The organism is Skermania sp. ID1734 (assembly GCF_007489285.1).
Lineage (GTDB): Bacteria > Actinomycetota > Actinomycetes > Mycobacteriales > Mycobacteriaceae > ID1734.
In genome coordinates, this window is the sequence record NZ_VLIY01000034.1 from 1 (window position 1) to 14946 (window position 14946).

15 protein-coding genes and 1 pseudogene are annotated in these 14946 nt (G+C 65.0%); 8 read left to right on the top strand and 8 right to left on the bottom strand.

What is annotated here, in order from left to right; genetic code table 11:
- The 3 genes and pseudogenes from FOS14_RS24060 to FOS14_RS24070 all read right to left on the bottom strand — a co-directional run.
- Positions 1 to 214, bottom strand: a pseudogene (locus tag FOS14_RS24060) (transposase); the annotation flags it as partial.
- A gap of 136 nt (positions 215 to 350) precedes the next feature.
- Positions 351 to 1832: an aldehyde dehydrogenase family protein gene (locus FOS14_RS24065; protein ID WP_143773380.1), complete on the bottom strand. Its 1482-nt coding sequence runs from the start codon at positions 1830 to 1832 to the stop codon at positions 351 to 353.
- On the bottom strand, positions 1829 to 2653 hold the full coding sequence (locus tag FOS14_RS24070; RefSeq protein WP_143773381.1) for an enoyl-CoA hydratase/isomerase family protein: 825 nt from the start codon (positions 2651 to 2653) through the stop codon (positions 1829 to 1831). The genes FOS14_RS24065 and FOS14_RS24070 overlap by 4 nt, the downstream gene beginning before the upstream one ends.
- An 86-nt stretch (positions 2654 to 2739) precedes the next feature.
- On the opposite strand from FOS14_RS24070, the gene FOS14_RS24075 reads away from it, so the two are divergent.
- The 3 genes from FOS14_RS24075 (at position 2740) to FOS14_RS24085 (ending at position 5552) form a co-directional block, all read left to right on the top strand.
- Positions 2740 to 3192: a MaoC family dehydratase gene (locus FOS14_RS24075; RefSeq protein WP_143773382.1), complete on the top strand. Its 453-nt coding sequence runs from the start codon at positions 2740 to 2742 to the stop codon at positions 3190 to 3192.
- A 93-nt stretch (positions 3193 to 3285) separates the two neighbouring features.
- Positions 3286 to 4320: an MBL fold metallo-hydrolase gene (locus FOS14_RS24080; RefSeq protein WP_143773383.1), complete on the top strand. Its 1035-nt coding sequence runs from the start codon at positions 3286 to 3288 to the stop codon at positions 4318 to 4320.
- 11 nt (positions 4321 to 4331) lie between these two features.
- Complete coding sequence (locus tag FOS14_RS24085) at positions 4332 to 5552, top strand: CoA transferase (protein ID WP_143773384.1); 1221 nt, start codon at positions 4332 to 4334, stop codon at positions 5550 to 5552.
- Here the strand turns inward: FOS14_RS24085 and FOS14_RS24090 are convergent.
- The 3 genes from FOS14_RS24090 to FOS14_RS24100 form a co-directional block, all read right to left on the bottom strand.
- Positions 5549 to 6253, bottom strand: a complete 705-nt coding sequence (locus FOS14_RS24090; RefSeq protein WP_143773385.1) for a GntR family transcriptional regulator — start codon at positions 6251 to 6253, stop codon at positions 5549 to 5551. The genes FOS14_RS24085 and FOS14_RS24090 overlap by 4 nt on opposite strands.
- Before the next feature lie 302 nt (positions 6254 to 6555).
- The gene (locus FOS14_RS24095) at positions 6556 to 7710 is read right to left on the bottom strand and encodes a CaiB/BaiF CoA-transferase family protein (protein WP_143773386.1); all 1155 of its coding nucleotides are present in this window, start codon (positions 7708 to 7710) and stop codon (positions 6556 to 6558) included.
- Position 7711: 1 nt separating this feature from the next.
- Positions 7712 to 8875: an acyl-CoA dehydrogenase family protein gene (locus tag FOS14_RS24100; RefSeq protein ID WP_143773387.1), complete on the bottom strand. Its 1164-nt coding sequence runs from the start codon at positions 8873 to 8875 to the stop codon at positions 7712 to 7714.
- A 192-nt stretch (positions 8876 to 9067) separates the two neighbouring features.
- Between FOS14_RS24100 and FOS14_RS24105 the strand changes: the two genes are divergently transcribed.
- Entirely contained in the window at positions 9068 to 9763 is a 696-nt protein-coding gene (locus tag FOS14_RS24105; protein WP_143773388.1) for a GntR family transcriptional regulator, read from the top strand.
- A gap of 8 nt (positions 9764 to 9771) precedes the next feature.
- On the opposite strand, the gene FOS14_RS24110 is transcribed toward FOS14_RS24105, so the two are convergent.
- Positions 9772 to 11718, bottom strand: coding sequence for an AMP-binding protein (locus FOS14_RS24110; protein WP_143773389.1), 1947 nt, complete (start codon positions 11716 to 11718; stop codon positions 9772 to 9774).
- 127 nt (positions 11719 to 11845) lie between these two features.
- Between FOS14_RS24110 and FOS14_RS24115 the strand changes: the two genes are divergently transcribed.
- Genes FOS14_RS24115 through FOS14_RS24125 form a run of 3 tightly spaced genes read left to right on the top strand, consistent with a single transcriptional unit; the run spans position 11846 to position 14304 of the window.
- Positions 11846 to 12694, top strand: a complete 849-nt coding sequence (locus FOS14_RS24115) for a CoA ester lyase (RefSeq protein WP_255450587.1) — start codon at positions 11846 to 11848, stop codon at positions 12692 to 12694.
- Positions 12695 to 13441, top strand: coding sequence for a 3-oxoacyl-ACP reductase FabG (gene fabG, locus FOS14_RS24120; RefSeq protein ID WP_143773390.1), 747 nt, complete (start codon positions 12695 to 12697; stop codon positions 13439 to 13441). It abuts the gene before it with no gap.
- Positions 13442 to 13446: 5 nt separating this feature from the next.
- Positions 13447 to 14304 carry a MaoC family dehydratase N-terminal domain-containing protein gene (locus FOS14_RS24125; protein ID WP_143773391.1) on the top strand — a complete coding sequence of 286 codons (858 nt, stop codon included), beginning with the start codon at positions 13447 to 13449 and terminating at the stop codon, positions 14302 to 14304.
- A gap of 6 nt (positions 14305 to 14310) precedes the next feature.
- On the opposite strand, the gene FOS14_RS24130 is transcribed toward FOS14_RS24125, so the two are convergent.
- Positions 14311 to 14625, bottom strand: coding sequence for a hypothetical protein (locus FOS14_RS24130; RefSeq protein WP_143773392.1), 315 nt, complete (start codon positions 14623 to 14625; stop codon positions 14311 to 14313).
- Positions 14626 to 14714: 89 nt separating this feature from the next.
- Here FOS14_RS24130 and FOS14_RS24135 point away from each other — a divergent pair.
- Positions 14715 to 14946 (top strand): transposase (locus tag FOS14_RS24135; protein WP_143772870.1); only part of this gene is annotated, 232 nt, incomplete at its 3' end.

Here is a 14946-nt window from a genome sequence, read left to right on the forward strand (position 1 = left end):
ACGCCCAGATCAGCAGTGTCAACATCATGTCCGGGTCATAGCCCGCCCGCCCGGCACCACCGGTACGGCGCTTGGCATGCAACCGTCTGGTGTCCAAGCCCTCGACCACCCCGATGACCAGCCACACCGGATCCGACACCGGCAACCAATCGCGCATGTCCTGCGGCAGCAGAAACTGCTGATCCCGATCAACCCGGCGATATCCCTTGGCCATCAACACATTCTCCAGGAAACCCCAGGTCAAACCCGCCCCGACAGGCCGCAAAGCAGAAGTTCGATTTTGCAACAGCCCGGATCCCATGTGCTCCAGGTCAAGAATGGACACCCAGTGCACCAGATCCCGTTATCGCTCAGCCGATCAGTACCTGCTTGACGCTACTGAACTCGCGAATGCCCTCCGGGCCGCACTCTCGGCCCCAGCCGGACTTCTTCACCCCACCGAACGGCGCGGCCATCGTGGGCCCAAAGGTATTGAGCGCCACCGACCCTGCACGGATCCGGCGGGCTACCTCGAGCCCACGTTCGCGGTCAGACGTGAAGACGCTGCCGGCCAGGCCGTAGACGGTGCCGTTGGCGATCCGCACCGCATCCTCGACGTCGGTGTAGGGCTGCACCACCGTCACGGGACCGAACACCTCCTGCTGCACGATGTCGTCGTTCTCCCCGGCTCCGACGATCAGCGTCGGCTCATAAAAGAAGCCGGCGTCGAAGCCGTCCGGGATACGGCCGCCGGTGGCCACCTCGGCGCCCTGCTGCACCGCCGTCTCGACAAAGCGGCGAGTGCGCTCGAACGCCGCCCGGTTACTCAGCGGGCCATGATCGGTGTCGGGTGATCGCGGGTCGCCGATCCGCAGCGAACTGTAGGCGTCGCTGAGCATGTCGACAACCTCATCGTGCCGTGATGCCGGGACGACAATCCGCGACAGCGTCGCGCACACCTGACCGGATCCGCTCATGGCACCGGCCACGAGTGCGCGCTTGACCTTGCCCAGGTCCACATCCTCGAGCAGCACCGCCGGCGACTTGCCCCCGAGTTCGAACACAGTGCGCGGCAGGTTGTCTGCGCTGTCCCGCAAAATCTGCGACGCGGTGCGGCCGCCGCCGGTGAAGGAAATCAGCTCCACGCGCGGGTCACCGACGAGGTGCCGCGACACGTCTACGCCCGCCGCCAGGATGCTCAGCACGCCCGGCGGGAATCCCGCCGCGACGGCACACTCCGACATCACTCGCGTGGTCAGCGACGACTCCGGCGCCGCTTTCACAACGACCGTCGATCCCGCCAACAGCGCAGGAATCACCTTGCTGCCCAAGGTGGGCAACGGACCGTTGTAGGGCATGATCGCCAGCACCGGTCCCACAGGCTCGTATTCGATGTTCACCTTGCCGACCGATGTGTCACGCACCTCGGGCGCCAACGCTTGCTCCGCCTCCTGCAACGCCCCACGCCACGCCGCGACGGCACCGAACTTGTGCAGGGTACGTCCCCAGCGCACCGGGATACCAGCCTCGACCGCCCACAACTGCGCGATCTCCTCGGCGCGCCCCTCGAGCAGCGAGCAGAACCGTCCCACCACCTCAACACGCTGTCCCACAGGCGTATTCGTCCAGTCGCCGCCGAACGCGTCGGTCGCGGCCTCGAGGGCCGCCTCGGCATCGTCGACGCCGGGCATCACGACCTGGGCGACGACATGCCCGGTCGCGGGCGAAACGACAGGCGTCCGCTCACCCGCGCCCGACGCCCGCCACTGCCCGCCAATCAACAACTCGTCCGGTCGCGGCAAGCGCAGGTCACCGTCCACCGTGATTTCGGTTCGCCGATCGACGGTTGTCATGGCGTCACACTCCCCTGTACCGCACCGTTGAAATTCGGCTTACGCCGCTCGCGGTAGGACGCCAGCCCCTCTTTGACCTCGGGACCGCCGAACCCGTAGAACTCCAGCGCGAGTGACGAATCGAAGATCGAACCGGCCACCTGTCGGTACCAACCGTTGAGCGACTGCTTGGTCCACCGAATCGCCGTTGGCGCGCCCGCGGCAAGTTCGTACGCCACCTCCCGCGCCGTGGGCAGCAGATCCTCGTCCTCGTCCACGCACAACGAGACGAGTCCGATCCGTTCTGCCTCCGCACCGTCGAGTGGACGGCACGTCATCAGGTAGTACTTGGCTTTCGCCATGCCGCACAACAGCGGCCAGCAGATCGCTGCGTGGTCACCCGCCGCGACACCAAGCCGGGTGTGCCCATCGATGATCTTTGCCGACTTCGACACCACGGAGACGTCCGCGAGGATCCCCGCCACCAGCCCCGCTCCGACCGCGGGACCGTGGATTGCCGACACGATCGGCTTGGAGCAGTCGAGAACGTTGTAGACGAGGTCGCGTGCCTCGCGCATGACCCGCGACCGGTACTCGTAGTCGTCGCTCATCTTCTCGACGATCTCGAAGGAACCACCCGCTGAGAATCCCTTGCCCTCGCCCCGAAGCAGTACAACCTTCACCGCTGGATCCGCGTCGAATTCCCGCCATACCTGCGGCAATTGGGCGTGAGCGCCCTCGCTCACCGCGTTCAGGTTCGGCCCGTCGAGCACCAGCTCGATGACACCCACCTCGTCTGGCCCGTCGACCCGCAGATGGTCGAAACGCCGGTAGCGACTCATTACTGTCCTCTCTACGATAGTGAGCATATTATATATTCAAATGGAAAATCGCTATTGCTGCACGGCAACCTCGAGAGAGTAGGCGCATGAAGGCATTCACGTCGCTGGACGATCTTTCCGCCGCCGTCCGTTCCACCGTCGGGCCCACTGACTGGTTCACGATCGACCAAAACCGGATCAACGCGTTCGCCGATGCCACCGGCGACCATCAGTGGATCCACGTCGATGTCGAGCGCGCGGCACAAGGCCCCTTCGGCGGGACGATTGCCCACGGCTTCCTGACGTTGTCGCTGATCCCACAGTTCGCCGCTGACCTGTTCAGCCTCGAATTCGGCGGCGCCCGAATCAATTATGGACTGAACAAAGCCCGCTTCCCGGCTCCCGTGCCAGCTGGGGCGCGGGTGCGGGCCACCGCCGAATTCGTCGAGTTGCGTCCCGCCTCGGCGGGCCAGCAACTGACCACCCGCTACACCGTCGAACTCGAGAACGGCTCGAAGCCCGCATGCGTGGCCGAAACCGTCACGCTCCTGCTGCCATAACCCGCGCCGCAGGAAGTCCGGTGACCTAGGCCACGTTGCGCTGCACGCCGCTCGCCAGTATCAATATATAATACTGACACGATAGGAGCGTCGATGCCGCCGATCGAAGACCAACCGCGAGATTGGACCGAGCCCGGTGCTTACCTCGTTGCTCCGGGTGTCTACCGCGTGCCGCTACCGCTTCCCCTCGACGGACTCACCGCCGTCAATGCGTACGTGCTCGAGGGAGCCGACGGCCTGACCGTCATCGACCCGGGCTGGGTCGGCGCCAAGAGCGAACAAGCGATGACCGATGCGTTGAGCAAACTCGGCTATTCGCTCGACGACATCAGCACCTGCCTTGCCACTCATCACCACGGGGACCACTATTCCCAGGCCTACACTTGGCGCGCGAAACTCGGCAGCACACTGTTCGCGGGGCGCGAGGAACGCCACAGCATCAGCAGCATCATCACCGACACCGGTGAATTCCCCAACCACGGTCCGCTACTGACCCGTTGTGGGGCAATAGATTTGGCCAAGCGGGTGGCCAGCGGAGATGTCTCGGCGGCGTGGGCGGACGTCGACTTCGGAGAGCCCGACGGCTGGCTCGATCACGGCGACGAGATAGCCCTGCGCGACGGGTCGCTGCAGGTCGTGGCGACACCCGGACACACCCGCGGCCATATCGTCTTTCACCACCGCGCCACCGCAACACTGTTCTCCGGTGACCACATCCTGCCGAGCATCACGCCCTCCATCGGGTTCGAGTGGAGCCCCGAGCCGTATCCGCTGCGGTCCTATTTGAGTTCACTCGAGCTGGTCCGGTGCCTTCCCGACGCGGCGCTGCTGCCTTCGCACGGTCCGGTCACCGCGAGCACCCACACCCGCGTCGATGAACTGCTGAGCCACCACGAGCGACGTCTCGACGACGTGTGCGAACGCATCGCCGACGGCGCCAGCACGGCTTATGAAGTGGCGCAATCGATGCCCTGGACGCGACGATCGCACCGACTCGACGACCTGCCCCTCGAACACCAGCTGTGCGCGGTTACCGAGATCGGCGCCCATCTCGATGTGTTGACCATGCAGGGCAGGCTGCGCCAGCGCGACAGTGCCGCGACCCGGCATTATGCGCTGGCCAGCTAAGGAGGCGTCGCATGACGAGCAATGAATCGACCCGGCGCCCGCTTGCCGGGTTGCGGGTAGTGGAGTTCGCCAGCTTCGTGGCGGGGCCGTCCGGCGGTATGACCCTGGGCCAGCTCGGCGCTGACGTGATTCGGATCGATCCGATCGGCGGTGCCGCCGACTACCAGCGTTGGCCGCTCTCCGAACGCACCGGGCGCAGCCTGTATTGGACTGCGCTGAACCGGGGTAAGCGCTCGGTCGCCATCAATCTCCGTGCCCCGCAAGGCCAAGAACTGGTCATCAGCTTGGCCACCGCGCCGGGTCCGGACGCGGGGATCGTGATCGACAACAACGTCGGTCGACCCTGGCTGTCGTATGAGGCACTGTCCGCGCGGCGGCCCGACCTCATCCAGGTGCACATCGAGGGCCACGCCGACGGGCGCGCCGCGGTCGACTACACCGTCAACAGCGAAGTCGGTGTGTCGCATCTGACCGGCCCAATCGACTCCGCAGTGCCGGTCAATCATGTGCTGCCGGCGTGGGATCTGCTCGCGGGCATGACCGCAACCACCGGACTCCTCGCCGCGCTGCACCGACGCCACCGGCACGGCGAAGGCTCGTTTCTGCGGATCGCATTGGCCGACATCGCCCTTGCCAGCATCGCCAACATGGGCTGGCTGGCCGAGGTCGCCGAACGCGGCACCGACCGGCCCCGGCACGGCAACTATGTCTACGGCAGCTTCGGCGTCGACTTCGGAACCGCAGATGGCGGCCGAATCATGGTGGTGGCCTTGACACCTCGCCACTGGGACGCGCTGCGCGCAGTCACCAACACCGACAAGGTCTTCGCCGCTCTCGAAGAGGCCCTCGGTGCCGACTTCCGGGCAGAATCGGACCGCTACGCGCACCGGGAAACCATCGCTGCCGTGCTGCGCCCATGGTTTGCGTCCCGGCCGCTGTCGCAAGTCAGCAGCGAACTCACCGCGGCCGGTGCGCTGTGGAGCCCGTACCGCACCCTGCGGGAGGTGGCTGCCCAGTGCGAGGGTCCCGACGCTCCGGCACTCATCACGAAGGTCGACCAACCCGGGATCGGCGAGGTCCTTTCCGCCCGCTCCCCCGTGCGCGACCCCACCGGCTACGGCGACACCGCAACCGCGCCCGACCTCGGCGAAAACACCGATCAGGTGCTCGCAGAGGTGCTCGGCCTCAGCGACACCGAGCTCGGCCGCCTGCACGACGGCGGAATCCTCTAGGCGCTCGACTTCTGCTCAGCCGACCACAATCCCTGCTTCTCCAGCATGCCGATCAGCTCGTCAGCGCTGGACATGATGTGATCACGCATCAACGTCGCGGCCACCTTGGTCCGCCGCTTCTGCAATGCCTCCAGGATCGCTGGGTGATCACGGCGTGTCTCCTCACCATGCCCTTCGATGCTGTTGTAGAACCGGTTGGGCAGCTGTTTGACGATCGACCCCAACAAGTTCGACAGGCGCCGCGAATCCGCGGCCAGGTTGATCGTGCGGTGAAACTCGTGCCCAAGCGCCGTGATCCGGTCGGGGTCGTTGCCAGCCGCGATGGCCTTCTCGTGTTCGGCGACCACATCGGCGAGATGATCGAGTTGCTTTGGCGAGATTAATTTCGCTGCACGGGAAGTCAGCTCGGCGGCCATCGTTGCTTGCGCCCAAAATAGATCCCGCACGTCCTGGCGGCTGAACGCCGACACCATGAACCCGCGGCGCGGCACGAGTTCCACAAAACCCTCACCGGTCAACAACAGCAGGCCCTCACGCACCGGGGTGTTACTCACCCCCACCGCCTCGGCAATCGGCTCGGTGCGCAGAAAGTCTCCAGCGCGTACACGACCCGAGATGATCAGTTCACGCACATAGGTGGCCACATCCTCGGACAACTGCTGACGCTGTGCGTTGGCACTGCGCGGCAATAGGGGTTCCATACGGGCTGGTCCTTTCGAGAGCCTCTAGCGCATTATGCCTCATACTTGCTTCTTCGGCCGACCTGCCGCGCGATCCCAGCTCGTCGCGTCATGGCGTGAAGACGCACCGCAGTGGGAGTACCAGAGTTGTTGTTAGCGACGGGATCAGCAGCAGAGCGGGCGTCGAATGACGCAGTTCGACGGGGCCCGAACCTATCGGGACCTCCCCACTGAAATCGCTGCCGAACTTGCGGTCGCGGCGTTTTCGGCTTGGCGAGTGTGTCGGGGCTGGCAAACGCCTGCCCCGCCAGTCAAGGTCCGGTTCAGTAACCGTTGATCACACCAGGAGCCACCCGAGTTGGCGTCGCCCGCCATTCACGCAGCAAGTCGTCCAGATTCACACTGCCGGATGACGGCGAGGCGGCCGGACGCGCCGGGGTGGCGCTCAAGCGTGGCGCCGGAGCTGGTTGTAGTACGCCGCCCACCCGCTGGTACAGGCCGCGCTCGGCATTGTGCGGATCCGTCGCGGCTTCCTCGAAGCTCAGCACCGGGGTGACGCAGGCGTCGGTGCCGGCATAGACGGCGGCCCACTCGTCACGGGTCCGGCTGCGGATAGCGGCCGCGATGTGTTCACGCAACCGTGGCCATCGCGCGCGGTCGCCCTGGGCGGGCCACTCGCTCGTATCCACGCCGAGCCGCGAGATGAACTCGCGGTAGAAGTCAGGTTCCAGCGCCCCGAGGGCGAGGTACCGGCCGTCTGCGCAACGGTAGGTGGCGTAGCTCGGCGCACCGCCGTCTATCCAATTCGTTCCGGGCTCATCGGAAAACAGCCCGGCGGCGCGCAGTCCGTGGAGTTTGGCGGTTAGCAGGGCCACCCCGTCCACCATCGCGGCATCGACCACCTGTCCTTGGCCCGTGGCGCGCGCCTGCACGAGTGCGGAAAGGATGCCGAAGGCGGCAATCGCACCACCGCCGGCATAGTCGCCCAAAAGATTGATCGGGGGCTGGGGCGCCTGACCGGGTTGTGCCAGGGCGAGCAATGCGCCGGACTGGGCAACGTAGTTGATGTCGTGGCCGGCGTCGTGGGCCCGTGGGCCGCTCTGGCCGTAGCCCGTGAGCCGCGCGTACACGATCGACTGATTACGGCCCAGCACGGCGTCGGGCCCCAGGCCGAGCCGCTCCACCACGCCGGGCCGGTAGCCCTCAATGAAGACGTCCGCCGCCTGGGCAAGCGTGAGTACGTTCGCGATCCCCTCGGGATCCTTGAGATCCACCGCCACCGATCCCACGTGCCGGTTCACCACGTCGTCTTCGGGGCGCAGCCCATTTTCCTGGGCCAGCGCGCGCCCGCTGCGATGCGGGGGCCGGACAATCCGTACCACCTCGGCGCCCATGTCGGCCAACAACATCGAGGCGAGCGGCAGGGGACCCATCCCCGCGAGTGCCAGCACGCGCACGCCGTTCAGCGGCCCCGCCATATCAGTAAGCCCTCGGCAGCCCTAGGGCTTTCGAAGAAATGTAGTTGCGCACCATCTCCTGCGAGAACGGCGCATTGCGCAACAACCGGACTTCTCGCCACAGTCGCTCGATGTGGTACTCCTTCGAATACGCGTAGCCGCCGAAGGTGGACATCGCTCGATCGCATGCCTCGAAACCAGCTTCAGCGCCAAGGTATTTCGCGGCAGCGGACTCGAGCCCACACTCCTTGTGCGCCTCGAAGAGTTCGGCGGCGTGCATGGCCGTGAGCTCGGCCGCCTCGAGCCTGATCCAGGAGTCCGCCAGCGGATGCGCCACCGCCTGGTTCTTGCCGATCGGCCGGTCGAATACCACTCGCTCCTTGGCGTATTTGCTCGCCAACTCGAGCGCGGCCTTGCCGAGGCCGACGCCTTCGAGACCGACGACGATCCGTTCCGGGTTCAGCCCGTCGATGAGGTACTTGAATCCCTTGCCGACCTCGCCCACGACCTCGTCGTCGCGGACCTCGAGGTCGTCGATGAACAGCTCATTCGAGTCGATTGCGGCCCGGCCCAGCTTCTCGATCTCCCGAATGGTGATCTTGTCACGATCGAGGTCCGTGAAGAACAGGGTGATGCCGTCCAACGGTCTGGCCTCATCACGCGGCGAGGTGCGGGCCACCAGCAGAATCTTGTGGGCGTTCTGGGCGTTGGTGATCCACACCTTCTGGCCGTTGATCACCCAGCCGCCGTCGACCTTGGTGGCCTTGGTGCGTATGCGGGAGGTGTCCACACCGGCTGTCGGCTCGGTGATGCCGAAGGCCATCAGGATCTCCCCCTTGGCAAGTTTCGGCAGCCACTCGCGCTTTATTTCTTCCGACCCGTAGCGCAGGATCGGCGCCGGCGGGAAAACGTAGAAGTGAATGGCCGACCCGCCGCTCATGCCGGCGCCGGAGGCGGCAACCTCCTGCAGCATCACCCCAGCTTCGAGCAGTCCCAAGCCCAGTCCGCCGTACTCTTCCGGAATCATGACACCCAGCCAGCCGGCATCGGCGAACGCCTTGACGAACTCCCACGGGTACTCCGCCTTGGCGTCCTTTTCGCGCCAGTAGTCGTAGTCGAACTTGCGGGCGAGCTCGCGCGCTGATGTGCGGACAAGTTCCAGATCGCGTTCGTCGCTGACTGTCATTCTTTCCTCGCTTCGTTCCGGGTTGGGCTCGCGTAGTCACGGGCGAGTCGCGCCCGACGGCTTGCTGCTTGATCTCCTCGACGCCACACAACGGCGGTGTTGATCCGATAATATATTATATGGTCTAGCGCCGCAATGTCACGGCGTTACGAATGGCCTCGACACCGACAGATGCGCCGTATCATGTTTTATATGTCGACGGCAGAAGACTTTTTCGCTCGTGACGAACGCGCCGACAGCCGCAAGCAACTTCCCGAGGAAGTTGCGGACTACCTGCGCGAGCAAATCATGTCCGGCGCGTTCAAGCCGGGTGAATTCCTGCGTATGGACCGGATCGCGGCGGCCGTCGGGGTGAGTAATACTCCCGTGCGCGAAGCGTTGATGTCGCTGCGTGGCGAGGGACTGGTTCGACTTCTTCCCCGTCGCGGATTCGTCGTGGCCCCCTTCACCCGCCAGGACGTCCGCGACCTGTTCGCCACCCAGGCCCACATGGCCGGCGAACTGGCGGCGCGCGCGGCCGAAAAGATCACGTCCGAACAGATCGCGGAACTTGAAGCTGTCAACGAAAAATTCGAGCGGGCGATAGCAACGGGCAACACGGATCTGATCGGCAGCCTCGGTCACACCTTTCATCGGGCAATCAATGTCGCTGCCGATTCCAACCGACTCGCGTTCCTTCTCGCGTCGGTGGTCAACCAACTGCCCAACCGCTTCTACGCAACGCTCGAGGCGCAGGTGGAGGCAAGTACGAGCCAGCATCCGCTACTGATCGACGCCCTGAGCCGCCGCCAGTCGCGCGTCGCGCGGGCGCTGATGGAAGACCACATCGTCGAAAGCGCGGACTACGTCATCGAAATGCTTGAGCAACGCGGCCTCTGGGACCGCTAGCCGCCGTTTCATCCCGCGTTCGTCTGCGTGGGAATATCTTCCAGCGGGGTCGCCGGGTCGAGCGAGGACAAGTCACCTTGGGGCTGGCCGAGGTATCGTGATCGGATCGCGCGGCGCATCACCTTGCCGTTCTTGGTCTTTGGCAGGGTCTGCACCACGTACAGGGTCGGTGCGAAGGAGCGGCCTATATGTTGTTCCGCCGTTGCCGTCAGGTCGCCATGGTCAACGGCGGTGTCGCGCAGGACGACGAACCCGACCACGCGCTGGCCGCGCTGTGCATCGGGAACCCCGATGACGGCAGCCTCGCCGATTCGTGGATCCTTCAGCAGCCCGGCCTCGATCTCACCCGGGCCGACCCGGCGGCCGGAAACCTTGATCGTGTCATCGGAGCGCCCGTGGATCCGCCAACTCCCCTGCTCGTCGACACTGGCGAGGTCACCGTGCACCCACACGCCATCCCACGCACTCCAATAGGTCTCGAGATAGCGCTGTCGGTCCTGCCAGAAGGCGTGCGTCATACCAGGGAAGGTGTTGAGTATGCAGAGTTCACCGACCTCGCCGATCACGGGACTTCCCACCGGATCGAGCACAGCCACGTCCGCGCCGAGCATGGGCGAACTGAAAGCGGCGGGCGCCATCGGCAAGAAGGGATAAGAGATGACGATTCCGCCGCCGACTTCGGTTCCGCCGCTGTAGTTGATGATCGGTCGCGTGCCACCGCCGACCGCCTCGAACAGCCAATGCCACGACGATTCATCCCAGGCTTCGCCGGTCGAGACGAAGGCACGCAGACTGCTGAGATCGCCGAAGTTGTTCTCGCCGCTGGCCATCAGTGCCCGAATGGCGGTAGGGGCCACGCCCTGCAGAGTCACCCGATTGCGTTCGACGACTTCCCAGAACCGGTTGGGCGACGGGTAGTTCGGCACGCCCTCGGTGAACACGACTGTGGCGCCCAATTGGAGCGGCCCGCAGATCAGCATCGGGCCGACCAGCCAGCCCATGTCCGATATCCAGGACACGACGTCCGCAGGCTGCACGTCGAAACCATAAGCGAAGTCGACCGCGGTTTTGGCCGCAAATCCGCCGTGCGAGTGGACAATTCCCTTCGGTCGGCCAGTGGTGCCGGAGGTGTAGACGATCGTCAATGGTTCGTTGGATTCGACCAGGACGGTCTCTACCGGTTCTGCGGTGGGGTCGAGTTCATCCCAGTAGAGGTCGCGCTGTTCGACCATGCCGATATCGGCGCCGAGATGACGAATCACGACACAGTGCCGGACCGTGGGTGCCGCGGCCATCGCCTCGTCAGCGGTTTGCTTGAGCGGGACCACTTTTCCGCGGCGAGTCGTGGCATCGGCGGTCACGAGCACCGTCGCCTCGGAATCGCGCAGCCGCGCCGCGAGCGCTTCCGCACCGTATCCGCTGAACGCCGGAACCGATATCGCTCCGATCATGGCGCAGGCCAAGAAAGTGACGGTTGCTTCTGGAACGACCGGCACAAACATCACCACCCGGTCGCCACGGGTGACACCGAGTTGGGTGAGCTGGGCGGCGAACCGACGCACTGCCGCATCGAGTTCGGCGTACGTCATCTCCCGGCGCTGGCCGCTGTCACCTTCATAAACAACCGCGGTCTTGTCAGCTATCGGTCCTTCGGCATGACGATGTGCACACAGGTTGGCCACGTTGAGCCGCCCGCCGGCAAACCAGCGCGGAAACGGCATGCCCGCACTGTCATCGAGGACCCGCTCGAAGGGCTCTGCGAACTCAACACGCAGGTCGCTGCATGCTGCGCGCCAAAACCATTCCGGGTCGTCGACGGATGCGGCGTGCAACTTGGCAAGCTCGTCGTAACCCCATTTCTTCGCGGCCCGCAAGAGGCGGCTGCGATCGCGCACAGCGCCGTCCGGCGTCGAGGCCGGGTTATCGAGCGTGCCGAAAAGGCCTGGTCCGCGCATAGGGATTCCTCTTCGATCGGGTGGACTGGTGACCCACAGGCTTACGTCACGGTACCACATAATATATTATGTCCGTAGGTGTAGGTTTAGCCGATACCCGAGACACTCACAACGTGGAAGGAATGGCGTGAGCACGTTGACCTGCACAGGGCTAGCGGACCGGGTCGCCGCGTCGACCACGCTGCTGTTCGTTCCGGGCGATCGTCCCGAGCGGTTCGCCAAAGCTGAGGCAGCCGGCGCCGACATGGTCATCCTGGACCTCGAGGACGCCGTTGCCCCCGAGCACAAGGACGCCGCACGCGACCACGTCTGCGCATGGCTGAACGACGGACACGAGTGCGTCGTGCGCGTCAACGCAGCGGATACCCGGTGGCATATCGACGATTTGGCGGCCGTCACGGCGTCTAGCTGTGCAGTGATGCTGCCCAAGGCCGACGAAGAAACTGCCCATGCCGCAACTGAGCTCACCCCGCACGTGATTGCACTCATCGAAACTGCCTCGGGCGTCCTGGGCGCGTCGGCGATCGCGGCAGTACCCGGGGTGCAGCGACTGGCGCTCGGCACGTTCGACTTGGCGGCGCAACTGGGCGTCGACCCGAACGACCGGGATGCTCTCGCCGCCGCGCGCGGTGGGCTGGTTCTCGCGTCCGCCGCCGCCACGCTGCCCGGTCCCATCGACGGCGTCACCGCAAACCTCGACGACGAACACGCCCTGGTCTCCGATGTGGGCTACGCGCGTCGAATGGGTTTCCTCGGCAAGCTGTGCGTCCACCCGCGACAAGTCTCCCCCGCCGCCGCAGCGTTGCGGCCGAGCGCCGCCGAGGTGTCGTGGGCGCAGTCGATCATCGAAGCGACAAACCACGGTGGTGTTGTCGTCATCAATGGTCAGATGATCGACAAACCGGTCCTCGACCGTACTCATCGCATTCTGCGACGGGCAGCCAACAACGGCAAGCACAACGAACGGAGCGCGTAAGTGCCAAATCCTTTGCTATCCAACCGAACCGCAGTGATTACCGGCGCAGCGCAAGGCATCGGCTTCGTGATCGCCGAACTCTTCGTCGCCGAAGGCGCTCGGGTCGTGCTCGGCGACCTCGACGCCGATGCGGTCGAACTCGCCGCCAAGCGTCTGGGTGGCCCGGAGACGGCCATCGGAGTGCGCTGCAACGTCACCGACTCCGACGATATGGACGCGCTCCTCGCCGCCGCGCTGCGGTCCTACGGGACCGTGGACATCATGGTCAACAACGCTGGCATCACCCGCGACGCGACCATGCGCACGATGACCGAGGAGCAATTCGACCAGGTGATCACCGTGCATCTCAAGGGCACCTGGAACGGCACTCGCAAGGCAGCGGCAATCATGCGCGAAGCCAAGCACGGCGCGATCGTCAACCTGTCCTCGCTGTCGGGCAAGGTCGGCATGGTAGGCCAAACAAACTATTCCGCGGCCAAGGCAGGCATCGTCGGGCTGTCCAAGGCAGCCGCCAAAGAACTTGCCCACCATGGAGTTCGGGTGAATGCAATCCAGCCAGGCTTGATCCGCACACCGATGACCGAGGCAATGCCGCAAAAGGCGTGGGACCAGAAGATGGCCGAAATCCCGATGGGCCGAGCCGGCGAAGTCGGCGAGGTCGCGTCCGTGGCGCTGTTCTTGGCGTCGGATCTGTCCTCCTACATGACGGGCACCGTGCTCGAAGTGACCGGCGGAAGGTTCATGTAGAACCCATGCAGGACTGGAAACCTCACACGGTCACCACCCACGAAACACTCGACGCCACTCCGGTGGCCGCGCTGGCGGCACTGTTCGACGATGGCTTGCCGACCCCCGCTCCGGGAGACCGGTTGCCCCCCATGTGGCACTGGGTCGCATTGCCGCAGTGGCCGGTTTCTTCACAGATCGGAATCGACGGCCACCCGGTGCGCGGGACATTCCTGCCGCCGGTCGAGCTGCCGCGGCGGATGTTCGCGGGCGGCGAAGTGAGTTGGCACGGCGATCTATGCGTCGGCGAGCAGGTACGCCGAGAGTCCCGCGTGGAGTCGGTCACCGAAAAGACAGGTAAGTCCGGCCGACTCGTGATCGTCGACTTGCGGATCCGGCTCTACGGCAGCGATGACCGATTGGCCGTGGAGGAACGGCAGAACCTGATCTATCGGGCCGCTGGGACGGTGGATTCGGCGCCGGACATCGAGCCAGCCGCCGCGCTGGCGCCGGTCGGCTCCCCGATTGTTCGCGTCGACGAGTCGACCTGGAAATTCGCCACCGACCCGACGCTGCTGATGCGATTTTCCGCAGCGACGGCAAACGCCCACCGCATTCATTACGACTGGCCGTATGCCACCAGGGTCGAGGGTTATCCGGGACTGGTGGTGCACGGGCCACTGATGACGCTGGCGCTGGCCGAGGTGCGGCGGTTGAGCGGCTGGACCGGCACGTTGACCCGGCTGCGGCATCGGAACCTGGCACCGCTGTTCTGCGGCCAGCCAGCTCAGCTGCAGGCACAGCGTTGCACCGACGGGTACACCGTGGAATTGGTTGGTGCCGATTCGCGTGCTCGAACGCGGGTGGAGTTGCAGCTGAGTTAGCCCAAGTCAGAAGGGTAAACCGGCAACGCCGGCCCGGATCTTGTCGGCAAACCTGGTGGCGCCGTAACAACGGATCCGCTGGAGACCACCAGTCCACTCGATCGCGATGATGTCGGTGAAGAAGGCTGGCTCGACGTCGACACGTCGGATATCGGCAAGCGAGACCGCAAAAGATGGATCGCCCTGGTGCAGAAGCTTGTTCGCAGCATTTGGCGTGAAGGTCAGTTCCCGGCTGGTCAATGTGACACGACCACCGACCCACAGGCCGCCGTACCTCTTTCGCGCCCAGGTGAGTCCAGGCGCGCCTTCGATTGTGCTCACCGCGTCGGTCATCAGCGCGTTGGGGACTGCCCCCGGTTTGGTTGACTCCTGACCTGTGAGGATTCGTCCTTGCTGGAAGGATCATTCTCGTGCCGAAACCGTTTCCTGCCGAGTTCCGTGCCGATGTCATCGCCGTGGCCCGCAAGGGTGAGGCTCCGTTGCGCCAGATCGCGAAGGATTTCGGGATCTCGGAGGCTTGCCTGCATCGCTGGCTCAAGATCGCCGAGCGGGAGGACGACCGTAGCCGGCCAGGTGCGTCACCGCCCGCTGACGACGTAGCCGCGCAACTGCGGGAGGCACACAAGCGGATCAAGCTGCTTG

What these genes read in the sequence shown, in the direction of transcription:
- FOS14_RS24065 (WP_143773380.1), bottom strand. Translation starts at nt 1,832, where the DNA reads ATGACAACCGTCGATCGGCGAACCGAAATCACGGTGGACGGTGACCTG.
- FOS14_RS24070 (WP_143773381.1), bottom strand. Translation starts at nt 2,653, where the DNA reads ATGAGTCGCTACCGGCGTTTCGACCATCTGCGGGTCGACGGGCCAGAC.
- FOS14_RS24075 (WP_143773382.1), top strand. Translation starts at nt 2,740, where the DNA reads ATGAAGGCATTCACGTCGCTGGACGATCTTTCCGCCGCCGTCCGTTCC.
- FOS14_RS24080 (WP_143773383.1), top strand. Translation starts at nt 3,286, where the DNA reads ATGCCGCCGATCGAAGACCAACCGCGAGATTGGACCGAGCCCGGTGCT.
- FOS14_RS24085 (WP_143773384.1), top strand. Translation starts at nt 4,332, where the DNA reads ATGACGAGCAATGAATCGACCCGGCGCCCGCTTGCCGGGTTGCGGGTA.
- FOS14_RS24090 (WP_143773385.1), bottom strand. Translation starts at nt 6,253, where the DNA reads ATGGAACCCCTATTGCCGCGCAGTGCCAACGCACAGCGTCAGCAGTTG.
- FOS14_RS24095 (WP_143773386.1), bottom strand. Translation starts at nt 7,710, where the DNA reads ATGGCGGGGCCGCTGAACGGCGTGCGCGTGCTGGCACTCGCGGGGATG.
- FOS14_RS24100 (WP_143773387.1), bottom strand. Translation starts at nt 8,875, where the DNA reads ATGACAGTCAGCGACGAACGCGATCTGGAACTTGTCCGCACATCAGCG.
- FOS14_RS24105 (WP_143773388.1), top strand. Translation starts at nt 9,068, where the DNA reads ATGTCGACGGCAGAAGACTTTTTCGCTCGTGACGAACGCGCCGACAGC.
- FOS14_RS24110 (WP_143773389.1), bottom strand. Translation starts at nt 11,718, where the DNA reads ATGCGCGGACCAGGCCTTTTCGGCACGCTCGATAACCCGGCCTCGACG.
- FOS14_RS24125 (WP_143773391.1), top strand. Translation starts at nt 13,447, where the DNA reads ATGCAGGACTGGAAACCTCACACGGTCACCACCCACGAAACACTCGAC.